This window comes from Flavobacterium collinsii, assembly GCF_902804485.1.
Taxonomy (GTDB): domain Bacteria; phylum Bacteroidota; class Bacteroidia; order Flavobacteriales; family Flavobacteriaceae; genus Flavobacterium; species Flavobacterium collinsii.
The window spans coordinates 1-18,931 of sequence record NZ_CADCST010000087.1; the positions used below are offsets into that span (position 1 = coordinate 1).

Annotated in this window: 13 protein-coding genes and 1 tRNA gene; 7 read left to right on the forward strand and 7 right to left on the reverse strand. The window is 34.8% G+C overall.

Annotated elements, in window-relative coordinates:
* Positions 1-169: 169 nt before the first annotated feature.
* The 4 genes from FLA105534_RS13290 to FLA105534_RS13305 form a co-directional block, all read right to left on the reverse strand.
* Positions 170-1,174, reverse strand: coding sequence for a TolB-like translocation protein (locus FLA105534_RS13290; RefSeq protein ID WP_173966611.1), 1,005 nt, complete (start codon positions 1,172-1,174; stop codon positions 170-172).
* Between the two features lie 204 nt (positions 1,175-1,378).
* The gene (locus tag FLA105534_RS13295; RefSeq protein WP_173966612.1) at positions 1,379-2,404 is read right to left on the reverse strand and encodes a ligand-binding sensor domain-containing protein; all 1,026 of its coding nucleotides are present in this window, start codon (positions 2,402-2,404) and stop codon (positions 1,379-1,381) included.
* Between the two features lie 576 nt (positions 2,405-2,980).
* Positions 2,981-3,685 (reverse strand): purine-nucleoside phosphorylase, encoded by a 705-nt coding sequence (gene deoD / locus FLA105534_RS13300; protein WP_173966613.1) that lies wholly within the window; start codon positions 3,683-3,685, stop codon positions 2,981-2,983.
* 424 nt (positions 3,686-4,109) lie between these two features.
* Positions 4,110-4,187: transfer RNA gene (locus FLA105534_RS13305), tRNA-Val, on the reverse strand.
* A gap of 263 nt (positions 4,188-4,450) precedes the next feature.
* On the opposite strand from FLA105534_RS13305, the gene FLA105534_RS13310 reads away from it, so the two are divergent.
* On the forward strand, positions 4,451-6,241 hold the full coding sequence (locus tag FLA105534_RS13310; RefSeq protein ID WP_173966614.1) for an ABC transporter ATP-binding protein: 1,791 nt from the start codon (positions 4,451-4,453) through the stop codon (positions 6,239-6,241).
* A 41-nt stretch (positions 6,242-6,282) separates the two neighbouring features.
* Positions 6,283-7,590, forward strand: a complete 1,308-nt coding sequence (locus FLA105534_RS13315) for a porin (RefSeq protein ID WP_173966615.1) — start codon at positions 6,283-6,285, stop codon at positions 7,588-7,590.
* 86 nt (positions 7,591-7,676) lie between these two features.
* On the opposite strand, the gene FLA105534_RS13320 is transcribed toward FLA105534_RS13315, so the two are convergent.
* Complete coding sequence (locus FLA105534_RS13320) at positions 7,677-8,846, reverse strand: proline dehydrogenase family protein (protein ID WP_173966616.1); 1,170 nt, start codon at positions 8,844-8,846, stop codon at positions 7,677-7,679.
* A 270-nt stretch (positions 8,847-9,116) separates the two neighbouring features.
* Here FLA105534_RS13320 and aroB point away from each other — a divergent pair, with 270 nt between their 5' ends.
* The 5 genes from aroB to recQ all read left to right on the forward strand — a co-directional run bounded on the left by aroB (position 9,117) and on the right by recQ (position 15,615).
* Entirely contained in the window at positions 9,117-10,184 is a 1,068-nt protein-coding gene (gene aroB, locus FLA105534_RS13325; protein ID WP_173966617.1) for a 3-dehydroquinate synthase, read from the forward strand.
* 299 nt (positions 10,185-10,483) lie between these two features.
* Positions 10,484-11,887: a type III PLP-dependent enzyme domain-containing protein gene (locus FLA105534_RS13330; protein WP_173966618.1), complete on the forward strand. Its 1,404-nt coding sequence runs from the start codon at positions 10,484-10,486 to the stop codon at positions 11,885-11,887.
* A 106-nt stretch (positions 11,888-11,993) separates the two neighbouring features.
* Complete coding sequence (locus tag FLA105534_RS13335) at positions 11,994-12,962, forward strand: deoxyhypusine synthase family protein (RefSeq protein ID WP_173966619.1); 969 nt, start codon at positions 11,994-11,996, stop codon at positions 12,960-12,962.
* A 7-nt stretch (positions 12,963-12,969) separates the two neighbouring features.
* A complete protein-coding gene (locus tag FLA105534_RS13340) occupies positions 12,970-13,374 on the forward strand; it encodes a DNA primase (protein WP_173966620.1) in 405 nt (134 codons plus the stop codon).
* A gap of 132 nt (positions 13,375-13,506) precedes the next feature.
* Entirely contained in the window at positions 13,507-15,615 is a 2,109-nt protein-coding gene (gene recQ / locus FLA105534_RS13345) for a DNA helicase RecQ (protein ID WP_173966621.1), read from the forward strand.
* A 195-nt stretch (positions 15,616-15,810) separates the two neighbouring features.
* Here recQ and FLA105534_RS13350 read toward each other — a convergent pair whose 3' ends face one another.
* Together FLA105534_RS13350 and FLA105534_RS13355 are read right to left on the reverse strand one after the other, a co-directional pair.
* A complete protein-coding gene (locus FLA105534_RS13350) occupies positions 15,811-16,326 on the reverse strand; it encodes a DinB family protein (protein ID WP_173966622.1) in 516 nt (171 codons plus the stop codon).
* A gap of 12 nt (positions 16,327-16,338) precedes the next feature.
* Positions 16,339-18,924 (reverse strand): phosphoenolpyruvate carboxylase, encoded by a 2,586-nt coding sequence (locus tag FLA105534_RS13355; RefSeq protein WP_173966623.1) that lies wholly within the window; start codon positions 18,922-18,924, stop codon positions 16,339-16,341.
* Positions 18,925-18,931: the final 7 nt, after the last annotated feature.

An 18,931-nucleotide genomic window follows, 5' to 3' on the forward strand; every position in this document is an offset into this window, starting at 1 on the left:
GAAGATATAAAACAAAAAACAGTTGCAAGAGGGTTCTTGCAACTGTTTAATTAATTATTTTTATGTAATAATCTGTATCGCTTTTTTAGGACGAGACAAATGGTCATTAATCCTGGCATATTTTGAAGCAATTCCATTCACATATTCGCCCGAAGAAAATTAAAAAGTATTATAAATATCCCGAAATATCCATCCAGGCAATACAATTGTGAACATGCCCAGGAGGTACTGCACTAAAAATGAGTCGGCTACCATCAGGAAAGAACTTTGGGTGTTGTGCATTGAGTTTAACTGTCGAATCTGTCAGTTGGACAGCGCCGTTTTCAGGTTTATTTAAATTGAACAAATAGAGTGCGTAACCACCGTCCCGATTGCTCTCGAAAGCAATATAGTTTCCATCAGGCGAAATAGCAGGAGCACGCCCTTGAAAGTGCTTATCGAAGTGCTCTAAACTTGCCGAAGATTCCATGGGTACTGATAAAAATTCTTCCCCATTCTCAATATTAAGAAAAATATAGTTTTCCTCCTGATTATAACTACCATCGGCTGAAGACTGGCCGGCAAACGCTATTGATCTGGGATTATCAGGAAAAACTGCAGGCATACCGCCAAAAACCATATTACCGTTAGTATCCTTACCATTCATATTAGCAATAATCCTATTTCCGTCCACATCAAATAATGTACTATGCGGTTGTGGCTGGTGTAGCGACTTTTTATTATTCATCACAACAAAACCTTCAAATGATGGATCGATAGCCCATTGTGGATAATTACAATGTTCTGTGTTCTCAATCTGTTTTAGGTTATTACCGCTGACATCCACTGTCCAGACAGCAAGACGTCCCTCCTGTTCTAAATTTAAAACTATTGCATTACCAGTCCATGCAGGTCTGGTTTGTTGAGGAAAATCACAATCAGCAAGAAATAGTTGCGGAGATGGCTTATTGAGATCATGGACAATAAAAAGTTTGGTGACCAACGTCCTTAATTCAGGACTATATGATATTCGTTCAAATACTACGGCTTTACCATCCGGACCAATTGCTGGGCGGTAATCATTAAAAAAACTATTTATATTGCCCTTTTCTAACGTAACCCAATTTAATTCCGGATAAATGCTCATCATTCGATTCGTGTTATTGATTAAATAATCATTTTCTCTTAGATTCACTATTTAAAACCTGGTTATATTTTTAAAAAGAAATCCTAAAACACTCAAAACTAAAGTATTTTTACTTTGAAACTATACGTAAATATACGTGATTACAACCCCATAACTCTATTAAACCCTCAATTTACGCAAAAGGCATGTTCGCGTTACTAAATTTTATCTCTCCGATATGGTCACCATTTCATCTTAAATTTATCAACGTCTTTACTTTATAAAATCCATGACAGTCGTACCATCATAGCGATGCACTCCCTTCATAGATCCAAACCAAATACTACCATCGCGAGCTTCTAAAATGCCAAAAAGACCATTTCCTTCTAATGCAATTTCGGTTACACTTGGCTTTTTATCAGATAAAGATTTTCCGTCATACCGAAGAAGCGCCCAAATCTGACTGTTATTCCTCTGTGAACTTGTCCATATATTGCCTGTTTTATCCTCAATTATATAACCTGTGAAATTCTGTGCAAAATTGATAAATGTATTACCATCATAGCGCCAAAGACCATCTGCCCCGCTAAACCAGATATTACCTTTTTTATCTTCGATTAAAGAACGAACATTTTTAAAAGGTCTTTTATTACGACTGAAAACAGAAAACGTCTTTCCATTATAAGTAAAAGTGTTACCTCTTGTCGCAAACCAGAACATACCTTTTTTGTCTTCAATAATAGAATTAACTTCGTAAGGACGCCTATTCGGAAAAGTTTTCCCTGTTTGATCCTCATTCATTTCGTCGCCATCTATGATATAATTTCGAAAGGATTTCCCATCATAACGGCTTGCTCCTCCCGACACACCGAACCAGATATTGCCTTTTTTATCTTCATAAATACTTGTAATTTCATTATTGAGAAGTCCTTCTTTAGTTGTGAAATTCTGAAAGGATTTACCATCATAACAATAAACACCAGAACCTATAGAGCCAAACCACAAGTTGCCTTTTCGGTCTTCTAAGAGAGAAAAAAATCGGGTCGAAATTACCTTAGTTGTAATGTTGGTAAAAGACTTTCCATCGTACCGATAAACACCAGAAAATGAAGCAATCCAAATAATATTCTTTCTGTCCTGTATGATATTCCGGGTTATCCATTCAGGACCATGAGATGTAACTACATCTTTGGCTTCGGAGTGGATAATGATTTTTCTTGCTTCCGATTGGCTTTGTCGGCAAGAGGTGTAAAAAAAAAGTATTGATAACAAGGCACAAAACTTTAAGTATCTCTTCATAGTGTTCTGATATTAGTCTCGATTTTATTTCGAACTAAAATAGAAATAATTCTTAATAATTTGTAGTAATATTATTTCTTATATTTAGCATGGTCTTTTTTCTGTAATCAAAACAAAAAACCGGAGCAGTTGAACAAAAAAAATCCCAAAACGAAAAAAAGAGACTCGAAAGTCTCTTTGTGGAAATAATATAACTTTACAAATCCTATTTTTCTTTTAATAATTTTTCCAAAGCATTTATATGTTGATCTTTAGCTTTTAAAATCTCCAAATTCAATCGCTTAATTTCTTTTGTCAGATATTATATCCGTATTTCAAATAGATTATCCTTTTAAAAGAGCAGAATTTCGTTTTTATGTCATTTCGACGCAAGGAGAAATCACAACAGAAACTCCACTCCTAAAATCATCAATCTTTGTCGAATTACTAGTGCGATTTCTCATAAAATACATAAATGTGAGAAAAATCCAGAATATAAAAAAACTCCTTAATTTCTTAAGGAGTTTTCTAGTGGGCGGCCAGAGTCTAACAAAGATTATTCCTAACCTAACAACTCAATTTAATTCTTATGTTTATTTAAGCTAACTGCAACGCGAATTCTATCATTTCTTTAAAAGAATCTTGTCTATCATCCGCTGATAGAGCCTGTTTTTTAAGAATATGATCGGATACAGTTAAAATAGCCAGAGCCTTTTTCTTGTATTTAGCAGCAATAGAATACAACGCAGCTGTTTCCATATCAACAGCCAAAACGCCATAAGTTTTCCAATTTAAAAAAGGATCACCTAAATGACTTTCAGTGTAGAAAGAATCGGAGGTCAATATTGACCCTGTATGGGTATTTATGTTATTTTGCTCTGCAATTTCATAGGCCTTCTTTAATAATTCAAAATTGGCAGTAGGAGCAAAATCATTTCCATTAAATCTCAATTTATTCATCCCGGAATCTGTGCAAGCACTCATGGCTAAAACAATATCCATCATGTTTACATCTTCCTGGATAGAACCACAAGACCCAACTCTAACCAACGTTTCTACACCATACTCTTCAATTAATTCCGTAATATAAATAGAAATTGAAGGCATTCCCATACCTGTACCCTGCACGCTAATTCTCTTACCGTTATAAAAACCGGTATATCCCAACATACCTCTCACCTCATTATAGCATTTGGCATCTGTTAAAAATGTTTCCGCTATCAACTTTGCTCTTCTTGGATCTCCAGGAAGTAAAACAAAATCTGCTATATCACCCTTTTTTGCATTATTATGTGCACTCATATTATTATTTTTTTTTTGATTTATATACTATATTTCTCTACTTCAATTTACTTGATTTGAATACTATTTCAAAACATGATGCTCTAACCTCTTCCAATGAAAAATCAAAATGTTTTAAACAAGCTAAGTTAATCATTAATTTATTCTTGCTTTCGCTAAATAAAACACAAACAACACCCCATAGACCTTCCATAAAATAAAAAACCTCCAAAATCAAATGACTTTAGAGGTGGTATTATTCGTGAGCGATGTCGGATTCAAACCCCCAACCGCTTCCGATGAAAAATCAAAATGCTTTGAACAAACTAAACTAATCTTTAGTTTATTCTTGCTTTCGCTAATTAAAATACAGACAATACCCCCATAGACCTTCCATAAAATAAAAAACCTCCAAAATCAAATGACTTTGGAGGTTTCTCAAAATTGGTGGGCGATGAGGGGTTCGAACCCCCGACCCCCTCGGTGTAAACGAGGTGCTCTGAACCAGCTGAGCTAATCGCCCTATTTTACTAGGTTGCTATCGTTTGTGATTGCGAGTGCAAATATACAGTTAGATTTTGCATTTACAAGCTTATTTTGAAAAAAAATGAAGCAATTTTATAAAATACTTTTTATCAATCTATTTATCAGCCCCTTAAAAAGGAAATATTTTTAAGTTATTTTATCCATTTAGTTAAAAAACGAAATCTCACAGGCTAATTTCGAATATTCTTTTGTATTCACTTGCTATAATCATACATTTGCATACCTTAATAGTATACTCAAATGCCTAGATATCAAGAAAACGATTTACCTAAAGCTAAATTAGACTCTAATTCACTTCAAAAAGCACTTCGAATTTTTAAATATGGTAAAAATCACAAATGGAAATTTTTCCTGGGATTGGTTTTTCTCTTATTAACCAGTGCTACCGCCCTGGCCTTTCCTAAATTAATGGGAATGCTCGTCGATTGTGTTACAAATAAAAACCTTAACAGGGCCAACGAAATTGCTGTCGGTCTTATGGTTATTCTTACACTGCAGGCTATCTTTTCTTTTTTCAGAATTTCCCTTTTTGTAAATTTTACCGAAAATTCACTTTCTAACATCCGTTTTGCTTTATATGAGAATTTGGTAAAACTACCGATGTCATTTTATTCCCAAAAACGTGTTGGAGAATTAAACAGCCGAATCAGTGCCGATATTTCACAACTACAAGATACCTTCACCACTACTATTGCTGAGTTTTTACGCCAGCTGATTTTAATTATTGGTGGATTTGTGATTCTAGGAAACATCAGTCCAAAGTTAACCCTGATGATGCTGGCCATTGTACCTATTGTTGCCGTAGCAGCAGTTGTCTTTGGAAGATTCATTCGTAAATACGGAAAGAAAACACAGGATAAAGTAGCCGAAAGCCAGGTAATTGTTGAAGAAACACTACAAGGAATTAGCAATGTAAAAGCTTTTGCCAACGAATGGTACGAACTTCAACGCTATAAAAACAAAATTAAAGAAATTGTACAAATCGCTATTAAAGGCGGGCAATACAGAGGTTACTTTGCTTCGTTTATTATCCTTTGCCTTTTTGGATGTGTGGTTGCTGTAGTCTGGTACGGAATCACTTTAACCATTAAAGGTGAAGTTGAAGGTGTTGGAGATTTAATTTCTTTTGTACTTTATACCACATTTATTGGAGCCTCTTTCGGAGGTATTGCAGAGATGTATGCTCAGATTCAAAAAGCGGTTGGTGCAACCGAACGTGTTTTTGAATTACTGGAAGAAACTCCTGAAGAAATTAATGCAAAGGCAAGAACTACTCCGATCGAAAAAATCAAAGGAAATGTAGCCTTTAAAAATGTAGCCTTTAGTTATCCTTCAAGAAAAGAAGTTGAGGTTTTAAAAGAGGTAAACTTTACAGCTGAATTCGGTCAGAAAATTGCAATTGTAGGACCAAGTGGTGCCGGAAAATCCACTATCTCTTCCCTGCTTTTACGTTTTTACAACATAACTTCAGGTGAAATAATTGTAGACGGAAAAAGCATTTATGATTATGACTTAGAAGATCTACGCGGCAACATGAGTATTGTTCCTCAGGACGTTATCTTGTTTGGCGGAACAATTAGAGAAAATATCGCATACGGAAAACCAAATGCCACCAATGAAGAAATAATAGCAGCTGCAAAACAAGCAAATGCTTTTAACTTCGTTGAAGGTTTCCCGGAAAAATTCGAAACCTTAGTAGGAGAACGTGGTGTTAAACTATCAGGCGGGCAACGTCAGCGTATCGCTATCGCCAGAGCATTACTTAAAAATCCGAGTATCTTAATTTTAGATGAAGCTACATCTTCTTTAGATAGTGAAAGTGAAAAACTGGTTCAGGAAGCTTTAGAAGTTTTAATGGAAGGAAGAACCAGTATTATTATTGCCCACCGTCTTTCGACCATTAGAAACGCAGATAAAATCCTGGTTCTGGATCATGGAAAAATCACTGAAGAAGGTACACATCAGGAATTAATCAATTTGGAGAATGGAACTTATAAAAACTTAAGCAACCTTCAATTTAGCAACTCTTAATCGGAATGTAAATAGTAGTAACTAATTTTAATTTTAAAGTAATGCCATATTTAAGAATCGTTTTAATTTTATTATTTATTGTTTTAAATACTATCACTGTGTTCGCTCAGGAAAAACCTTTTAACGTAGTTAATATTTCCAAAGACGGATCACAATACATCAAATTCGGAATGAATCTTCAGGTTTGGGGAAGATATGCAGAATTGAACGAGGGCAGCAAAATTGGTACAAATGAAGTTAGTGATACTTACGATATTGTAATCAGACGTTTACGTTTGCAGGCTATGGGAATGCTGACAGAGAATATTTTCTTTCACCTGCAACTAGGTCAGAACAATATTAATTTCACTCAAAATAACGGACCTTCAAATGCACCGCTTTCCGTTATGGATGCTTTAGGAGAATATCACTTCAACGAAAAACTGCATATCGGCGGTGGACTGACGGCCTGGGGAGCAGGAACCTCCCGTTATTCGGCAAACAGTTCTTCATCACACCTTACTCTGGACACACCAATGTATCAGCAGTTTACAAACATTTCATCCACATTTGGAAATAGAAATTTAAGCATTTATGCCAAAGGATATTTAGGCAAGTTTAATTACCGTGCTGCTATTACTAATCCGTACCGAAATACAACAGATAAATTGGGGATAAATTCTTCTGTAAGCACACAAACACCACGAGCGCAATACTCGGGAATTCTGACTTATTCGTTCTTCGACAAAGAATCACTTGAAGATGCTTATCACAAAGGAACCTATTTAGGCACAAAGAAGATCCTGAATATTGCTTTAGGTTATATGACTCAAGCCAAAGCCATGTGGCACTTAACACCCGATACAACGATTGCCTACGACGACATGAAAATCTTAGGCCTGGACGTTTTCTACGACAGCCCTATTGACAACAAAGGCGCCGCCATAACAGCTTATGCAGCCTTCAACAATAACAATTACGGCAAAAACTACATTCAGTCCGTTAACACACCAAATCCTGCTATTGGAGACAATACTTTAATAAATGGTTCGGGCGCCGGATTTATAGGTGTAGGAACCGGAAATATTTATTACGCCCAGTTGGGATATCTTTTTGGGAAATCAGATAATGAAGCCAGAAAAGGCCGTTTTCAGCCGTATGCTGCCACACAAATTGCCGATTTAGAAGCTTTAAACACTCCAATGACCATGTATGAATTAGGCGTAAATTACTACACAACAGGTACTTTGGGGCCAAAGTTCAGTTTAAACTATCAAAACAGAGCCGTTTACGACAAAACCCTTCTTGGTGCCTACAAACAAAGTGATCGATTAGGAATGGTTGTTTTACAATGTCAGGTTTCGTTTTAAAAAAAAATCCAATATAAAAAATCCCAAATTCCAATTGTTACGATTGGGATTTGGGATTTTTTAATTTATTGGAACTTAACTTTAATTTATTTTCCTTTTCTTCTCTTACGCTCTGCTTTAATCATAGACAATTCGCGGCTTGTTTGCCCGGCAACCGAAGTGTTTTCTTCTGCACGACGAATTAGGTAAGGCATCACATCTTTTACAGGTCCAAATGGTAAATACTTCGCAACATTATAACCGTTCTCGGCTAAATTATAACTAATATTGTCACTCATTCCGTACAATTGCCCAAACCAGATTTTAGTATCGTTTTTAGCAATTCCTTTCTCCTGCATCATTTCCATCAATTTATAAGAACTCAATTCATTGTGAGTTCCTGCAAAAATCGACATAATATCAAGGTGCTTTGCCATATAATGAACAGCAGCATCATAATTAATATCTGTAGCTTCTTTAGAGACACAAATTGGCGAAACATAATTCTTCTCTTCCGCACGTTTGTTTTCTTTCTCCATATAAGCACCACGAACCAATTTCATTCCAATAAAGAAACCTTCATTTTTAGCTACTTCATGCAATTTTTTCAAATAATCCAAACGATCCCAACGATACATTTGTAAGGTATTAAAAACAATCGCTTTCTCCTTATTGTACTTGCGCATCATATCGGTAACCAAATCATCGGCTGCATCCTGCATCCAGCTTTCTTCACCGTCAATTAGTAAAGCAACATCTTTTCTGTGAGCTTCACTACAAACATGGTCAAAACGAGCTACTACTCTATCCCACTCTGCCTGTTCAGCCGGAGTCAATGTTTGTTTTTCTCCTAATTTCTCATACAATTCAAAACGCCCAAAACCTGTAGGCTTAAACACAGCAAACGGAATAGCCAAACGTTCTTTAGCAAATTCAATGGTTTTTAACGTCATTTCTAAAGCAGCATCGAACTGCTCCTCCTCTTCTTTTCCTTCAACTGAATAATCCAACACTGATGAAACACCTTTAGTAAACATCTTATCAACCACTGTAATACAATCGTCTTCGTTTACACCACCACAAAAATGGTCAAAAACAGTTGCACGAATCAATCCTTCTACCGGAAGATTTGCTTTAATAGCAAAATTGGTAACAGCAGTTCCTATCCTCACTAAGGGTTGGCTGTCGATCATTTTAAAAAGAAAATAAGCTCTATCAAGTTCCGTATCACTTTTTAGTGAAAATGCAACCTGAGTGTTATCAAATATTTTTTCCATTAAGGTCAGTTTTTTATGCAAATATAGATAGAGTTTTGAATATTCTTCACTAATCACTACCCAATTTTTCAATATCAACAACAACATTGTTACAATTCTATAAATTATAATGTAAGAGTTTGCTTCATCGTGCTTTTTTTGAAAGAAAATTCAAAAGAAACACCTTATACCTTATATAGAATGATTCGTTTTAAAACAAATTAGAGCAGAAGTTTGAATATTATTTAGTGAAAAATGCCTTATTTTGCGGTTTCAATTAACGACAGATCTATGCAATCCATTCAAGCCAATAATTATCTCGTGCATTTTAACCAAACTGCATACGAAGCTTTAAATAATCACTTAAAAGAAAATAAATATTCTAACTTGTTTATTATAGTCGATAATCAAACCAATGAGTATTGTTTACCAAAGTTCCTTCCTTTACTTGAAACTGATCTGACAATAGAAATTATTGAATTTGAAGCCGGAGAAATTAATAAAAATATCGAAACCTGTATAGAAGTTTGGAAAGTACTTACAGAGCTTGGTGCCGACAGGAAATCACTTGTTATTAATCTTGGTGGCGGTGTTGTAACCGACTTAGGAGGTTTTGTAGCTTCGACTTTTAAACGCGGAGTTGATTTTATCAATATCCCAACAACCTTGCTATCTATGGTCGACGCTTCTGTTGGAGGGAAAACCGGAGTAGATTTAGGAAATTTAAAAAACCAAATTGGCGTAATTAACGTACCTCAAATGGTATTAATTGACACGCAATATCTTGAAACATTACCACAAAGCGAAATGCGTTCCGGTCTGGCCGAAATGTTGAAACACGGTTTGATTTACGATTCTGCCTACTGGAAACAGTTTTTAGATTTAAATGCAATTGATTATGCCGATTTTGACGAGTTGATTTACCGCTCTGTTGAAATTAAAAATGACATTGTAATTCAGGATCCAACTGAAAAAAACATTCGTAAAGCATTGAACTTTGGACACACCTTAGGACATGCTATAGAAAGTTACTTTTTAGAAAGCGAAAGCAAAACGACACTATTACACGGTGAAGCTATTGCCATTGGAATGATTCTGGAAAGCTATATTTCATTACAAAAAGACTTAATTACGGCAGTAGAATACGCCGAAATTAAAACCGCTCTTAAAAGCATTTACGACGACGTAAAGATTGAAGAAAATGATATTGATCCGATCCTTGAATTGCTTATTCACGACAAAAAAAATGAATACGGTTTAATTCAATTTGCATTAATCGAAGGAATCGGAAAAATAAAAATTAACCAATCGGTTGAAAATAAATTGATTCTAGACGCGTTTCAGGATTATAAATCTTAAACTTTTTTTAATAAAAAAGCTTTGCTTTAGGTATATATTATTTTTTACATTTGCCACGATGAAAACAAACAGTAAACAAAGACATTTTAACTCTTATAGAAACCGCCTCAATAGTTCCTTATTAAGGATGTTGAATCGTTTTTATAATAGTAAAAGTCCGTTTTGTTTTGATGTTTTTTTGTGCTCAAAAGCAGAACACGAAAAACTGCAAATTGTATTTGCTAATATTAGGGTTTGAATCTTAGATTGAACATTTGTCATCTAAAATTAAAAATCACACTCTTAATATTAAAAAATAAATGAATACAAAATATTCTGATCTAATCAATCAAACTTATTACTTTCCACAAGCGGAATTCAAATTAAACAAAGATAACCTTCAATTTCACAACATCGATTTGATGAAATTGGTAGAGCAATATGGTACGCCATTAAAGTTTACATATTTACCGCAGATTTCAGAGAACATCAATAAGGCAAAAGCCTGGTTCAGAAAATCAATGGAAAAGAATAAGTATGATGCAAAGTACTACTATTGTTATTGCACAAAAAGCTCTCATTTTGAATACATTATGAATGAAGCTTTTAAAAACAACATTCATATCGAAACATCATCAGCTTTTGATGTTAATATTGTAGAAAATTTACTTGAAAATGGTAAAATCAACAAAAGCACTTATGTAATCTGCAACGGTTTCAAAAGAGACGAATACATTACAAATATTGCAAGATTAATCAACAGCGGACATAAAAACACAATCCCGATTATTGACAACTATGAAGAACTAGACTTACTTCAGTCAGAAATCAAAGGAAAATTCAAAATTGGAATTCGTATTGCAGCAGAAGAGGAACCTAAATTCGAGTTCTATACTTCAAGATTAGGAATTGGATATAAAAACATTGTTTCGTTCTATAAAAAACAAATTCAGGAAAATGATAAACTGGAGCTTAAAATGCTTCACTTTTTTATCAATACCGGAATAAACGATACTTCATATTACTGGAATGAGTTGGTAAAATGTATCAAAGTATACATTGCACTTAAAAAGGAATGCCCTACCCTTGACGGATTAAACATTGGAGGTGGCTTCCCGATTAAAAACTCTCTTGCCTTTGAATATGACTATCAGTACATGATTGATGAAATTATCAATCAGATTAAAATTGCATGTGATGAAGCCGAAGTAGATGTACCTAATATCTTTACAGAATTTGGATCTTTTACAGTAGGCGAAAGCGGTGGCGCTATCTATCAGATTTTGTATCAAAAACAACAAAATGACAGAGAAAAATGGAATATGATTGATTCGTCATTCATTACCACTTTGCCGGATACTTGGGCAATAAACAAACGTTTTATCATGCTGGCAGTAAATCGCTGGAACGATACTTACGAGCGGGTTTTATTAGGCGGCTTGACTTGTGATAGTGACGATTATTACAACTCAGAGCAAAATATGAACGCTATTTACTTACCTAAATACAACAAAGAAAAGCCATTATATATCGGTTTCTTTAATACTGGTGCGTATCAGGAAACTATCGGAGGATATGGCGGTTTACACCACTGCTTGATTCCACAACCTAAACATATCTTAATAGATCGTGACGAAAACGGCATTTTAGCCACAGAAGTTTTCTCAGAACAGCAAACTTCTGACGATGTGTTAAAGATTTTAGGATATACTAAAAAAGTATAAAAAAAAACCTGCCAAATAAAAGTTAATAAATATAAAATTATTAATTTGCAGTATCACTAAAAGGTTAAACTTTTAATTCAAAAAAAAAATAAAAAAACAGGAACAAATGAAAGGACCAATCAGTCAGTTTATTGAAAAACATTATTTACACTTCAACTCTGCCTCTTTAGTAGATGCTGCAAAAGCATACGAACAACAATTGGCAAACGGAGCTAAAATGATGGTAAGTATGGCTGGCGCTATGAGTACAGCAGAAATTGGTAAAATTTTTGCCGAAATTATTAGACAAGATAAAGTACAAATTATTTCTTGTACTGGAGCCAATCTAGAAGAAGACATCATGAATTTAGTTGCACACTCTCACTACGAAAGAGTGCCAAACTATCGTGATTTAACACCTGAAGACGAATGGGCTTTATTAGAAAGAGGATTAAACCGTGTTACTGACACTTGTATCCCTGAACATGAAGCATTCCGTCGTTTACAAAAACACATTTACAAAATCTGGAAAGATGCTGATGATAAAGGAGAACGCTATTTTCCTCATGAATTCATGTACAAAATGTTGTTATCAGGTGTTTTAGAAGAATATTATGAAATTGATTTAAAAGACAGCTGGATGTATGCCGCTGCCGAGAAAAATTTACCTATCATTGTTCCGGGTTGGGAAGACAGTACAATGGGAAATATCTTTGCTTCATACGTAATCAAAGGCGAATTAAAAGCCTCTACTATGAAATCAGGAATTGAGTACATGACTTTCCTTGCAGACTGGTATCCAAAAAATAGTACTAACGGAATTGGATTCTTCCAAATTGGTGGTGGTATTGCAGGAGATTTTCCTATTTGCGTGGTACCAATGTTGTACCAGGATATGGAAATGCACGATGTTCCTTTCTGGAGCTATTTCTGCCAAATTTCAGATTCGACAACTAGTTACGGTTCATATTCCGGAGCAGTTCCAAACGAAAAAATCACTTGGGGTAAATTAGACATTAAAACCCCTAAATTTATTATTGAGTCGGATGCTACAATTGTTGCTCCATTAATTTTTGCTTATTTATTAGATTTATAGGATATTTATGAAAAGAGTTATAGTAGACTACGCTAAACTTACCAACGAAATTTTAAACCTTTTGGTAGAGAAATTTCCTGATGGTTATGATGATTCGGATGTAATCCGTTTTAGAAATGCTAAAAACGAATTAGTCGAAGCCGTTGAAGTCCGTACTGAAGACACTATTTATTTGGTAAAAATTAGTACTAAACTTGCAGACCGAATCGAAAATTATGATGAAGATGATGATATCGACGTAGACGTAGATACAATCGAACCTGTTAAGGGTCTTGATCTTGATGACGATATTGACGATGACGACGATGACGACAATCAGGACAAACCAGATGTTGACGGTGGAGATGACGAAGACGATGACGAAGACAAAGAAGATATTGCTGACGATGAAGACGATGAAGACGAAGATTAAGCAATCTTTTTCAAAATAAAAAAAAGGAACTCTATTCGGGTTCCTTTTTTTTATTATTCATGATCACTGTATAAAAAATAAGAAAAATACTATATATTTGTTTTTTATTCTTTCTCTATAATAGCCAACACCATGACCTCAGAAATTCTACACGCCAAACTAAAGGAAAATTTTGGATTTGAAAAATTCAGACCCAATCAGGAAACCATCATTAATACCATACTTTCCGGTCAGGACACTTTAGCTATTATGCCTACAGGTGGAGGAAAGTCAATCTGCTTTCAACTACCGGCTTTAGTCCTACCCGGAATCACAATTGTAATTTCTCCTTTGATTGCTTTAATGAAAGACCAGGTAGACAGCTTAAAAACAAATGGCATTAATGCTTGTTACATCAACAGCAGTCAAACCAGTCAGGAACAGCAATTTTATATTGACAATTTAAAATCAAATGCTTTCAAATTAGTCTACATTGCTCCGGAAAGCTTATCTTATCTGGATGTTGTTTTCAACGAACTGACCATCAGCTTAATTGCAATTGACGAAGCGCATTGTATTTCTTCCTGGGGCCATGACTTTCGTCCGGCTTATACCAATTTAGGATATTTAAAGAGCCGCTTCCCTTCTACTCCAGTCCTGGCTTTAACTGCCACTGCCGACAAAGCGACCCGAACTGATATCACTAAGCAACTAAAACTAAGAAACCCAAAAACATTCGTAGCCTCGTTTGACCGAAAAAATCTAAGCCTGGAAGTACGCCCGGCACTTGACAGGGTAAAACAAATTATTGATTTCATCGAGAAGAAACCCAATGAATCTGGAATTGTTTACTGCTTAAGCCGAAAAACCACAGAGGAACTGGCTGACAAATTAAAGAAAAACGGAATTACTGCCAAAGCATACCACGCCGGACTCGATAATAAAGTCAGAGCAAAAACTCAGGATGAATTTATCAATGACGACTGTCAGGTAGTTTGCGCTACCATAGCCTTTGGTATGGGAATTGACAAATCCAATGTTCGATGGGTTATTCACTATAATTTACCAAAAAACATCGAGGGTTATTATCAGGAAATTGGTCGTGCCGGTCGGGACGGATTATCAGCTGAAACCGTTTTGTTCGAAAGCTATGCCGATGTAATTCAACTTCAAAAATTTGCCTCCGAAGGATTGAACTCCGATGTACAGCTGGCCAAATTAGAAAGAATGAAACAGTACGCCGATGCCTTAAGCTGTCGCCGAAAAATTCTACTTTCGTATTTTGGCGAACTGGTAAAAGAAAATTGTGGCAATTGCGATATCTGCAAAAATCCTCCCACTTTTTTTGACGGTACCATTCTAGCACAAAAAGCATTGTCGGCAATTGCCCGTTTACAGCAATCTGAGCCATTGGCCGTAATTGTCGATTTTTTAAGAGGCTCGAGAAACGCGTATATCTACGAAAAAAATTATCAAAGCTTAAAAACGTACGGAATCGGAGCTGACATTTCGTGGTACGACTGGAATCAATACTTAATTCAGTTAATTAATCTGGGATATCTTGAAATTGCCTTTCATCAGCACAATAAAATTTTACTAACCTCTTTCGCAAAAAAAGTACTGTTTGAAGGAGAAAAAGTAAAACTGAATACGGTGATTAAAAAAGCAATTGATAAAAACGAAATCGCAGCAACCAAAACAAAAACAGCCAAAAATTCTCTTTTTGAAATTCTTCGAAAATTGCGCTACGAAATTGCCCAGGAAGAAGAAGTACCGGCTTACGTTATTTTCAGTGATGCCGCTTTGAGACAAATGGAAACATTACGACCAATGAGCGATGAAGAATTTCTCGCCGTCGATGGTGTCGGAAATGCTAAACTTGAAAAATACGGTTCAGAATTTATAAACGCAATTATAGAATTTCAGAAAGCAAAAAAAACAAATACAAAAGTTAAAAAAGAAAGTAATACTTATAAGACTACTTTAGAACTTTTTAGAAATGGCGAAACTGTAACAGAAATTGCAGGAAAAAGAAATTTAGGATATACCACAATTATATCCCACTTAGCCAAACTATATCTAGATGGTGAGGAGATCGATTTGAGTTCATTTGTAACAAACGACGAAGTCAAACAATTACACAAAGCTCAAATTGAATTGGAATATCCTTCTGCCTTAAAACCCTATTTTGATCATTTTGAAGAAAAAATGTCTTATGATAAAATTCGTTTAGGTCTTGCTATTGTGGAAAAAAATAAATAATATTCTCGTTTTATTTCATTTCGACCGAAGGGGGAAATAATACAAACAAAACAAAAGTTCGTGAATTCGTGGTTACAAAAATTTATCTCCCGAGCCCCCTCCATCGCGAAGAGAAAAAAATAGCTTAACTGAAAAAAAAAAAAAAAAATCCTGTGAAATTCAATTCCACAGGATTTTTGTTATACTAGAAAAACACTACAAATATCTTTCTTCAAAAATTTTCTGATGGTGTTTTTGATGACCAATAATGACAAACCCCAAAGCACGAACAGAAATTTGAATATTTGAAGCTGTCCCGATTCTTTTAAGTTGATCTTCGGATAGACTCTTAAAAAACAACAAATTGGAATGTCTCAATGCAGACAATTCCGTCAACAAACTCTGAATACTTCTACTATTTGAATCTGTACTGTTGGCATAATCATCTTCCTCAAAACTCGGTAAAGGCGTCAGATCATTTCTTGAAAATCGCAAAGCGCGATAAGCAAAAATTCGTTCACAATCCATAATATGCTGAATAATGTCTTTTATCGTCCATTTTCCTTCCGCATAGCGATAATCAAATTTATCCATTGGAATATTTTGCACAAATTTTATAAAGTCGTGCAATGAAATTTCCAGTTCTTCAAACAAATTTCCATTTCCGGATGCTTTAATGTAATTGGCATATAAGCCTGAATATTCATTTTCTGTTAATAGGGCTGCGTTCATTTTTTATAATTTTTAAGCGGAGTTTCTACTGGCATTTGTATTTCCAAAAAGTGATCTTGTTACGATTTTCTCATACACTTTAATCAGCTCTTCGTTTACAACACTTTCTTTATTTAGCTCATTAATTCTTAGTAAAGCATATTGTTGTATCGTCAACAGTGGCAATACAATACGTTCTCTTATCTGAATTGATGCTATACCATCAGGATAATTTTCCATCAGTGTTTTATGTCCTGCAATTTTTAACAAAAGGCGTTTGGTTTCTGAAAATTCGTCATAGATAATCTGCCAGAATTCTCCAAATTCAGGGTCATTTTTCATATAAGCCGTCAAAGGTAAAAATGATTTTGCCAATGACATCATACTATTTTCCAATAGCGTTTTAAAGAACAAAGAATTGTGATACAAGTCATGTACTTTATCCCATTGTCCGCTTTCTTCAAAATATTTTAAAGCTGATCCTACTCCAAAGAATCCCGGTACATTTTGCTTCAACTGACTCCAGGAACCTACAAAAGGAATCGCTCTTAAATCGGCAAAATCTAATGATTCCGATTTACTTCTCTTAGATGGACGGCTTCCAATATTAGTTTTCGAGTAATATTTTAACGTACTCATTTTCTCCAAATACGGAATAAACTTAGGATGATTCTTGAAACTCAGGTATTTTTCATATCCTAAATCAGCCAATTGTGTTAGAATTTTGGTCTCCTCTGCGCTCAGCTCGTTTTTCTCTTTACTAAAAACCTGATTAGTAACTCCCGCACTTAACAAATTCTCAATATTATAACGACAGGAATCTAAAGTTCCAAAATTAGAACTGATCGTTTGTCCCTGAACTGTAATCTGGATTTCATTATTCTCAATTTTCGGACCTAAAGACGCATAAAACTTATGCGTTTTTCCACCACCACGAGCAGGAGGCCCGCCGCGGCCATCGAAGAAAATTACTTGTATACCATATTGCCTTGAAATTTCGGTTAGTGAAATTTTTGCCTGATAAATACTCCAGTTCGCCATTAAATAACCGCCATCCTTGGTTCCGTCAGAGAAACCTAACATAATGGTTTGCTTATTCCCTCTGGCCTTAAGGTGTTTAGAATACTCCGGATTATTGTACAGCTGCTCCATAATTTGATGTGCATTTTGTAAATCATCAACCGATTCAAAAAGCGGAATAATATCAACAGTCGGGTTTTCCCAATTGTTCAAACGGATCATTGCGAAAGTTTCCATAACATTCAGTGCACTTTCGTTATTACTAATAATATAACGATTCGCACCAAACTCACCATTTCCTTGCTGAATTGTCTTAATAGTCTGAACAGATTCCAGAGTAGATCTTGTAATTTCATCTTCAAAGTCAGCAGGATTCAAATCTCCTTTTACCTTTGATAAAACTCCTAATTTCTCTTCTTCAGATAAATCAAAGTAATTCTGCGGAAATATCTGTGAACCTGAATTTAAATAATGATTTACAACATCCTTAAATACTGCATTGTGAATTTTACTATTCTGACGAATATCCAAAGTTGCAAAGTGAAAACCAAACAAATTAATTTTTACTAAAAAAGCTTCCAGTTCATCTAAATAAAGAGACTGGTGTTTCTCAATAATAATAGTTCTGATTTTATTTAACTGCGTCAATAATTCTTCTAAAGTAATATAAATTTCCCCTTTAGAATAAAACACAGAACGATAAAGTTTATGTTCAAGTTCAGACACCAAAGTATCTACACCTGAGAATGTTAACTTACGTTTCAAATTCCTCATCTCAACATAGTAACACTTCAAAATTGATGTACGTAAACGCTCTGCTACTTTTAAAGTAATCTCGGTAGTAACAAAGGGATTTCCGTCACGATCCCCTCCTGGCCAGAAACCTAATTTGATCAATTGATTCTGAATCGCATTTCCCTGAAGGATATTTTTTTGCAAATAATGTACAATTTCGCCGGAAGTTGCGTAGAAAACATTTTCCAAATACCAGATCAAACTCACAGCTTCATCATAAGGATTTGGCTTTTCGTTCTGAATAAAAGGAGTTTTTCCTAACTGCGCCAACAATTGCTTGATTTTCAACAAATCATTTAAACGAATAGCCTCTGTTAAATCATTAATAATCCCTAAAACCGGTCCCGGATAAAACTGTGTTGGATGCGCTGTTAAAACCGTTCTGACATTAAAGCTTTCCAAAAACTCAATCAACTCATCATTCTTTTCCTTTGCATCTGATTTTTCTTTAATATCCCGTAATGAACCACGTCCTTCCATATTATTAACCTCCGGAAAAGCAGCATCCTCGATAGCATCAAACAATACAATCTGACGTTCAATATATTGAATAAATCGAAACATAAGATCGATTTTATCTTTTTCAGAAGCATCATTCAGATATCGATTAGAGAAAAAATTAACAATTTCCTTAGGCGTTTCCTGTTTCTTAAATCCCGTTTCACAAGTCTCTGTAAATAAAGGAAGTAAAACACCTGTATTATCAATCGAATCAAAAGGTAATGTTATAAAAACACTGTTATAAATGTGGTATTTTGAAAGAACATCTTGATTAAAACGTTCAATTTTTGGTAACGTGTACATAATCTAT

Coding starts and splice junctions, on each gene's coding strand:
- FLA105534_RS13310 (WP_173966614.1), top strand. CDS start 4,451: ATGCCTAGATATCAAGAAAACGATTTACCTAAAGCTAAATTAGACTCT.
- FLA105534_RS13335 (WP_173966619.1), top strand. CDS start 11,994: ATGAAAGGACCAATCAGTCAGTTTATTGAAAAACATTATTTACACTTC.
- deoD (WP_173966613.1), bottom strand. CDS start 3,685: ATGAGTGCACATAATAATGCAAAAAAGGGTGATATAGCAGATTTTGTT.
- aroB (WP_173966617.1), top strand. CDS start 9,117: ATGCAATCCATTCAAGCCAATAATTATCTCGTGCATTTTAACCAAACT.
- FLA105534_RS13355 (WP_173966623.1), bottom strand. CDS start 18,924: ATGTACACGTTACCAAAAATTGAACGTTTTAATCAAGATGTTCTTTCA.
- FLA105534_RS13330 (WP_173966618.1), top strand. CDS start 10,484: ATGAATACAAAATATTCTGATCTAATCAATCAAACTTATTACTTTCCA.
- recQ (WP_173966621.1), top strand. CDS start 13,507: ATGACCTCAGAAATTCTACACGCCAAACTAAAGGAAAATTTTGGATTT.
- FLA105534_RS13315 (WP_173966615.1), top strand. CDS start 6,283: ATGCCATATTTAAGAATCGTTTTAATTTTATTATTTATTGTTTTAAAT.
- FLA105534_RS13340 (WP_173966620.1), top strand. CDS start 12,970: ATGAAAAGAGTTATAGTAGACTACGCTAAACTTACCAACGAAATTTTA.
- FLA105534_RS13320 (WP_173966616.1), bottom strand. CDS start 8,846: ATGGAAAAAATATTTGATAACACTCAGGTTGCATTTTCACTAAAAAGT.
- FLA105534_RS13350 (WP_173966622.1), bottom strand. CDS start 16,326: ATGAACGCAGCCCTATTAACAGAAAATGAATATTCAGGCTTATATGCC.
- FLA105534_RS13295 (WP_173966612.1), bottom strand. CDS start 2,404: ATGAAGAGATACTTAAAGTTTTGTGCCTTGTTATCAATACTTTTTTTT.